A 5,573-nucleotide genomic window follows, 5' to 3' on the forward strand; every position below is an offset into this window, starting at 1 on the left:
CGGCGGCGAAGGCGCTGGGGGAGTTCCCCATCGTGAACGCCGTGGTGTCGGGGGAGAGCACGATCCTCAAGAAAGACATCCACATCTCCGTGGCGGTGGACACCGAGAAGGGGCTGCTCGTCCCGGTGCTGCGGAACGCCGACCGGAAGCCGCTTACGGAGATCGCGGCCGAGGTCGACGGGTTCGGCGCGCGCGCGAAGGCCGGGAAGATCTCGCCGGACGAGCTGTCCGGCGGGACCTTCAGCGTCACCAATCCCGGAGCGAAGGGGAACCTCTTCGGGACGCCGATCATCAACCAGCCGCAGGTGGGGATATTGCGGATGGGGCAGCTCGTGAAGCGCCCCGTGGTGATCACGGCGGACGGGGAGGACTCCATCGTCATCCGCCCGATGATGTACCTGTGCATGGCGTACGATCACCGGATCATCGACGGCGTGGCGGGAAACGCCTTCCTGTTCCGGGTCCGGGAGATCCTCGAGGCGGGCGCGTTCTCGTAGCGGAAGGGGCGTTCCCATGGAAACCGTCTGGCTGGGGGAGATTCCGTACCGGGAAGCGCTCGACCTCCAGCTCGACTACGTCGACCGGCGCGCGCGGCGGCAGCTCCCCGACACCCTCCTCCTCCTGACGCACCCCCACGTCTTCACCCTCGGAAGGGCCGGGGACGAGGCGAACCTGCTGGTCCCCCGGGACGCGCTGGCGCGGGAGGGCGTGTCCGTCGAGCGGGTGGGCAGGGGCGGCGACATCACCTACCACGGGCCCGGCCAGCTCGTCGGCTACCCCATCTTCCTCATGGAGAAGCCGGACGTCCACCGGTTCGTCCGTTCCGTCGAGGCGGCGCTGATCGCGGCGCTCGCCGAGTTCGGGGTGGATGCGCGCACGCTCCCCGGGCTGACGGGGGTCTGGGCGGGAGAACGGAAGATCGCCTCCATCGGGGTCGGCATCCGGAAGTGGGTCACCTACCACGGCTTCGCGCTGAACGTCACGACCGACCTGTCCTGGTTCCGGCGCATCCACCTCTGCGGCCTGAAAGGGCGCGAAGCGACCTCGATCGCGATGGAGAAGGGGAGCGCCCCGCCGATGGAAGCGGTCCGGAACGCCGTCTCCCGCGCCTGCGGGACGCGCCTCGAGGGATTCGCATGAGCGGGCCGGGAAGACGTCCGGATTGGCTCAAGGTCCGCGCCCCTTCCGGGAGGGAGGTGAAGCGGGTGGGGGCGGTCCTCGCCCGTCAGGGCCTGCGGACGGTCTGCCGGGATGCGCTCTGCCCCAACGTCGGGGAGTGCTGGGGGGCGGGGACCGCGACGGTGATCCTGCTGGGGGGGATCTGCACGCGCGGGTGCGCGTTCTGCTCCGTTGCGGCCGGAACGCCGGGGGCGCCGGACCCGACGGAGCCGGAGCGGGTGGCGCGCGCCGCGGCCGAGCTCGGGTGGCGCCACGTGGTGGTGACTTCCGTCACGCGCGACGACCTTCCGGACGGCGGGGCCGGCCATTTCGCGGAGGTGACGCGGGCGCTGCGGCGGATGGCGCCGGAGGCGGCCGTGGAGTTGCTCGTTCCGGACTTCGCCGGGGACGGGGACGCGCTTCGGACGGTCGTCGACGCCGCCCCGGACGTGCTGGCCCACAACGTGGAAACGGTCCCGCGCCTCTACCCGGTGGTGCGCCGCGGCGCGGAGTACGCCCGGTCCATCGGACTGCTGTGGCGGGCGTCGAAGATCTCCCCCGGGCTCCCGCTCAAATCCGGCATCATGGTGGGGTTCGGGGAAACGGAAGAGGAGGTCGCCGACGTGTTCCGCGACCTCTTCGGCGCGGGGGTCCGGTCGGTCACCGTGGGGCAGTACCTTCCCCCCACCCGGAACCATCTCCCCGTGGCCGAGTACGTTTCGCCGGAGCGGTTCGCCGCGCTCGCCGCCGTGGCCCGTGCGATCGGCATTTCCAGGGTGCTCTCCGGGCCCCTGGTCCGAAGTTCCTACAAGCCCGCCTGACCGCGGATGCCGCGCTCGATCATCCACCTGGACCTGGACGCGTTCTACGCCTCCGTCGAAACGCTGGACGACCCGTCCCTTCGGGGATTGCCCGTCATCGTCGGGGGGAGCGAGCGGCGGGGCGTCGTCGCGGCCGCCTCGTACGAGGCTCGGAAGTTCGGCGTCCACTCGGCGATGCCCGCGGCGACCGCGAAGCGGCTTTGCCCCGGGGGGATCTTCCTCCCGGTCCGCATGCACCGGTACAAGGAGGAGTCGGAGAAGGTGTTCGGGATCTACCGGCGGTTCACGCCGCTGGTCGAGCCGCTCTCCATCGACGAGGCGTTCCTCGACGTCACGGGGTGCGAGCGCCTCTTCGGCTCCGCGGAGGAGACGGCCCGCCGGATCAAGGCGGCGGTGCGGGAGGAGACCGGGTTGACCGTCTCCGCGGGAGTGGCATCCAGCAAGTTCATCGCCAAGATCGCCTCGGACCTCCGCAAGCCGGACGGCCTCACCGTCGTCCCCCCGGGGGACGAGTTGGCGTTCCTCGATCCGCTTCCCGTGGGGAAGCTGTGGGGCGTGGGGAAGGTGACGGAGCGGGAGATGTTCCGCCGGGGGGTCCGCACGATCGGCGACCTGCGGCGCGTCCCGGAACGGGAGCTTTCGCGCTCCTTCGGCGCCCATGGGAGCCACCTGCACCGCCTCGCGCGCGGAATCGACGACCGCCCCGTGGAGACCGAATACGAGGCGAAGTCGATCGGACACGAGGAGACGTTCGACCGCGATCTCCGGGAGCGGGGCGCCATGCGGCGGGAGCTCCTCTCCCTCTCGGACCGGGTGTCCGCGCGGTTGCGCGGCCACGGGGTCCGGGGGAGGACGATCACGCTGAAGGTGAAGTACCACGACTTCGTGCAGGTGACGCGGGCGGCGACCCTGGCGGACCCCACGGACGACGGAGGGACGCTCTACCGGGTATCGCTGGATCTGCTCGGGGACACGGAGGCGGGCGCGCGGCCGGTCCGCCTGCTGGGGATCTCGGTGTCGAAGCTTTCTCCCGCCGCGGAGGAGCGGAAGGGGGACCGTCTGGAGCAGCTCTCCCTGTTTCGCCCGCCGGGGGGAGGGAAGCGGCCGGAAGCGGGCGTCGTGGACCCGGAAAAGAAGGAACGGCTGAACCGGGCGGTGGACCGGATCCGGGAGAAGTTCGGGCGAAAGGGGATCGTGCCGGGGGCGCTTCCGGACGACGGGCGGCCCGGGGAGTAGCCTCTCCCCGGGCCGCGCCGTTCCCCCGTCCGGCTACTTCTTCTTCGCGGCCGCCTCCCGGAAGGAGTGGCAGGTCGTGCAGGCGCCCTTCGACGCGTTGTGGTCCTTCATGTCGCTGTGGCACTCGAGGCACCGGTCGCGCCCCCGGATCGCCCACGTGTGGGGCTTGTGGCAATCCTCGCAGTTCGACTCCTTGTGGGCGCCTTTCAGGTGCAGCCCGTGCTGCTTGTCGTGGCAATCCTTGCAGGCGTTGACGGGCCTTGCCTCCCCCGGCTTCTGGTGGCAGTCGGTGCACGCCATCTTCATCATCGGCGCGGAGGTGTCGAACTTGTGGCACTCGGAGCAGTCGGAGGGGGGACGGTATCCGGCCGAGTGGCACCGGTTGCACAGGATCCGCGCGTGCTTCCCTTTGAGTTCCACCGGGTGCCACGGCATCTTCTGCGTGTGGGACACGGCGCCCAGCGGCATCAGCGGCCCGCGCTCCGGCATCGTGTGGCACTCGTCGCAATCCATGCTGAGCGTCTTGCCGCTCTTCGAAACGTGGCGGCCGTCGTGGCAGCGGAAGCAGCCGGGCCAGTTCCGGTGGCCGATGTTGGACGGGTACGTCTTCCAGTTCACCTTCATGTCGGGGAAGACGCTCCGGTCGTAGATGTCGATGGCGGTCCGCACCGTCTTCTCGACGTCGGCCTTGCGCGCTTCGGCGACGGCCGGGTACTTCTTCGCGTAGAAACCTTCGATGTCGCTTTTCAGCCCCTCGTGGGCCTTGGGGCGGTTGGGGTATTCGACGACCAGCGCGTCGACCACGACCTTCTTCGCCCACGGCAGGGTCCGCGGGATGAGCCCCGACGACATCGCCCGGTCGACCGCGAACTCGGGAGGGAAGAAGATGTGGGTCGGCCGGTTGTGGCAGTCCATGCAGTCCATCTCGTCCTTGGGGATCCGCGAGAGCTCCTGCTTGCTCCCCTTGAAGTCGAGGCTCGTGTACTCCTCGAGCAGGACGCCCTTGGTGTCCCGGACCTCGATCCACGGGATCTCCTGCTTCTGCGGGTCCACGGCGATGTAGTTGACCTTCCGCTCGATCAGCATGTGCCAGTGGATCCCGGCGGTGCCGCCCAGCGCGGCGCTCCCGCCGCCCGTCTTCACCCCGATGCTGATCTGCTCCGGGCTGTTCTTCTCGTCGTACCGGAAGTGCGGAATCTGCATGAGCTGCGTCCCGAAGAACTTCGCCGGCCAATGGCACTCCTCGCACGTCTCGCGGGCGGGGCGCAGGTTGGCGATCGGGGTGGGGATGGGGCGCGGGTACGATTTCGTGAAGACCGCGATCACCTGGCGCAGGCCGGAGATCTTCGCCTTGACGTACCACGAGGCGCCGTGGCCGACGTGGCAGTCCACGCACCGCACCTTGGCGTGCGGGGAGGCGAGGTACGCGGCGTGCTCCGGCTCCATCACCTTGTGGCAGAGCGTCCCGCAGAAGGAAACCGACTCGGTGTAGAGGAACGCGTTGTAGGTGACGAACGACATGAAGATCAGCGTGAAGGTCCCGCCGAGGACGACGTAGCTGAACCGCTTCCGGTGGACCGGGTCGTTCAGGTCGACGCGCGGGTAGGGGAGCGCCTCGTCGGACCCCTCGCGGAGGCGGCGCATCCCTTCCCGCCGCATCCCGTAGACGAAAAGCGCGGCGCCGACGGCGAAGAAGGCGGGGAAGACCATGTAGGTGAAGATCCCGAGGTACGGGCTGTGGCGCTTTAAGCTGTACTCCAGCGCAAGAGTGAAGACGATGAGAAGGAGGCTCCCGCCGGCGACGAGCGCCCCGAAGAAACTGACCACGTTCCGGTACAGGCCGCCCCGACTGATCCGTTCTTCCTCCGCCATTCCGACGCCCCCGAAAGAAAAGGATTTAGCCCCTGAGAGTACCGGGTTGCGGCCGGTTTGTGAAGGGGAACGTTGCGATCGGGATTCTCTTTCGCGAATCGGATCGCGCCGCCGGCGCCCGCCGTTCCTCCGCCCGCACCTCCGCTCCCATCTCCGTCTTGATTTTATGCGACCGCGCCGCTACTATGTTTTTTTCCACAGCGTGCCGAAGTGGTGGAACTGGCAGACACGCCATCTTGAGGGGGTGGTGGGGAAACCCGTGGGGGTTCGAGTCCCCCCTTCGGCACCATAAAGAATCAGAAAGGGAATCCGGTTTTTTCCGGGTTCCCTTTTTTTGCTTTTCCTCTACGAGATTGTCATTTGGGGCAGATTTGGGGCGTTTCTCTTCAGGGATGACGACCGCGTTGAGCTTTTCCACTTGATCCCGGATGTGAGGATTCGCCATGTCTATATAGATCATCGTCGTCTTGATGTCCTTATGCCCCA

The 5,573-nt window shown here is 68.2% G+C and carries 5 protein-coding genes and 1 tRNA gene; 5 read left to right on the top strand and 1 reads right to left on the bottom strand.

The window, feature by feature from the left end:
• The 4 genes from HZB86_03795 to HZB86_03810 form a co-directional block, all read left to right on the top strand.
• Positions 1-497, top strand: a 497-nt coding sequence (locus HZB86_03795) for a 2-oxo acid dehydrogenase subunit E2 (GenBank protein MBI5904662.1), incomplete at its 5' end; no start/stop codon positions are given.
• Between the two features lie 16 nt (positions 498-513).
• Entirely contained in the window at positions 514-1,140 is a 627-nt protein-coding gene (lipB, locus tag HZB86_03800) for a lipoyl(octanoyl) transferase LipB (GenBank protein ID MBI5904663.1), read from the top strand.
• Positions 1,137-1,979, top strand: coding sequence for a lipoyl synthase (lipA, locus tag HZB86_03805; protein MBI5904664.1), 843 nt, complete (start codon positions 1,137-1,139; stop codon positions 1,977-1,979). The genes lipB and lipA overlap by 4 nt, the downstream gene beginning before the upstream one ends.
• A gap of 6 nt (positions 1,980-1,985) precedes the next feature.
• Entirely contained in the window at positions 1,986-3,215 is a 1,230-nt protein-coding gene (locus tag HZB86_03810; GenBank protein MBI5904665.1) for a DNA polymerase IV, read from the top strand.
• A gap of 33 nt (positions 3,216-3,248) precedes the next feature.
• On the opposite strand, the gene HZB86_03815 is transcribed toward HZB86_03810, so the two are convergent.
• Positions 3,249-5,087, bottom strand: coding sequence for a NapC/NirT family cytochrome c (locus HZB86_03815; protein MBI5904666.1), 1,839 nt, complete (start codon positions 5,085-5,087; stop codon positions 3,249-3,251).
• 204 nt (positions 5,088-5,291) lie between these two features.
• Here HZB86_03815 and HZB86_03820 point away from each other — a divergent pair.
• A tRNA-Leu gene (locus HZB86_03820) sits at positions 5,292-5,376 on the top strand.
• Positions 5,377-5,573 lie beyond the last annotated feature (197 nt).

The organism is Deltaproteobacteria bacterium (genome assembly GCA_016234845.1).
GTDB lineage: Bacteria > Desulfobacterota > Deferrimicrobia > Deferrimicrobiales > Deferrimicrobiaceae > JACRNP01.

Excerpts from the sequence above, each read along its gene's own strand:
- lipB (MBI5904663.1), top strand. The coding sequence starts at position 514 with ATGGAAACCGTCTGGCTGGGGGAGATTCCGTACCGGGAAGCGCTCGAC.
- lipA (MBI5904664.1), top strand. The coding sequence starts at position 1,137 with ATGAGCGGGCCGGGAAGACGTCCGGATTGGCTCAAGGTCCGCGCCCCT.
- HZB86_03810 (MBI5904665.1), top strand. The coding sequence starts at position 1,986 with ATGCCGCGCTCGATCATCCACCTGGACCTGGACGCGTTCTACGCCTCC.
- HZB86_03815 (MBI5904666.1), bottom strand. The coding sequence starts at position 5,087 with ATGGCGGAGGAAGAACGGATCAGTCGGGGCGGCCTGTACCGGAACGTG.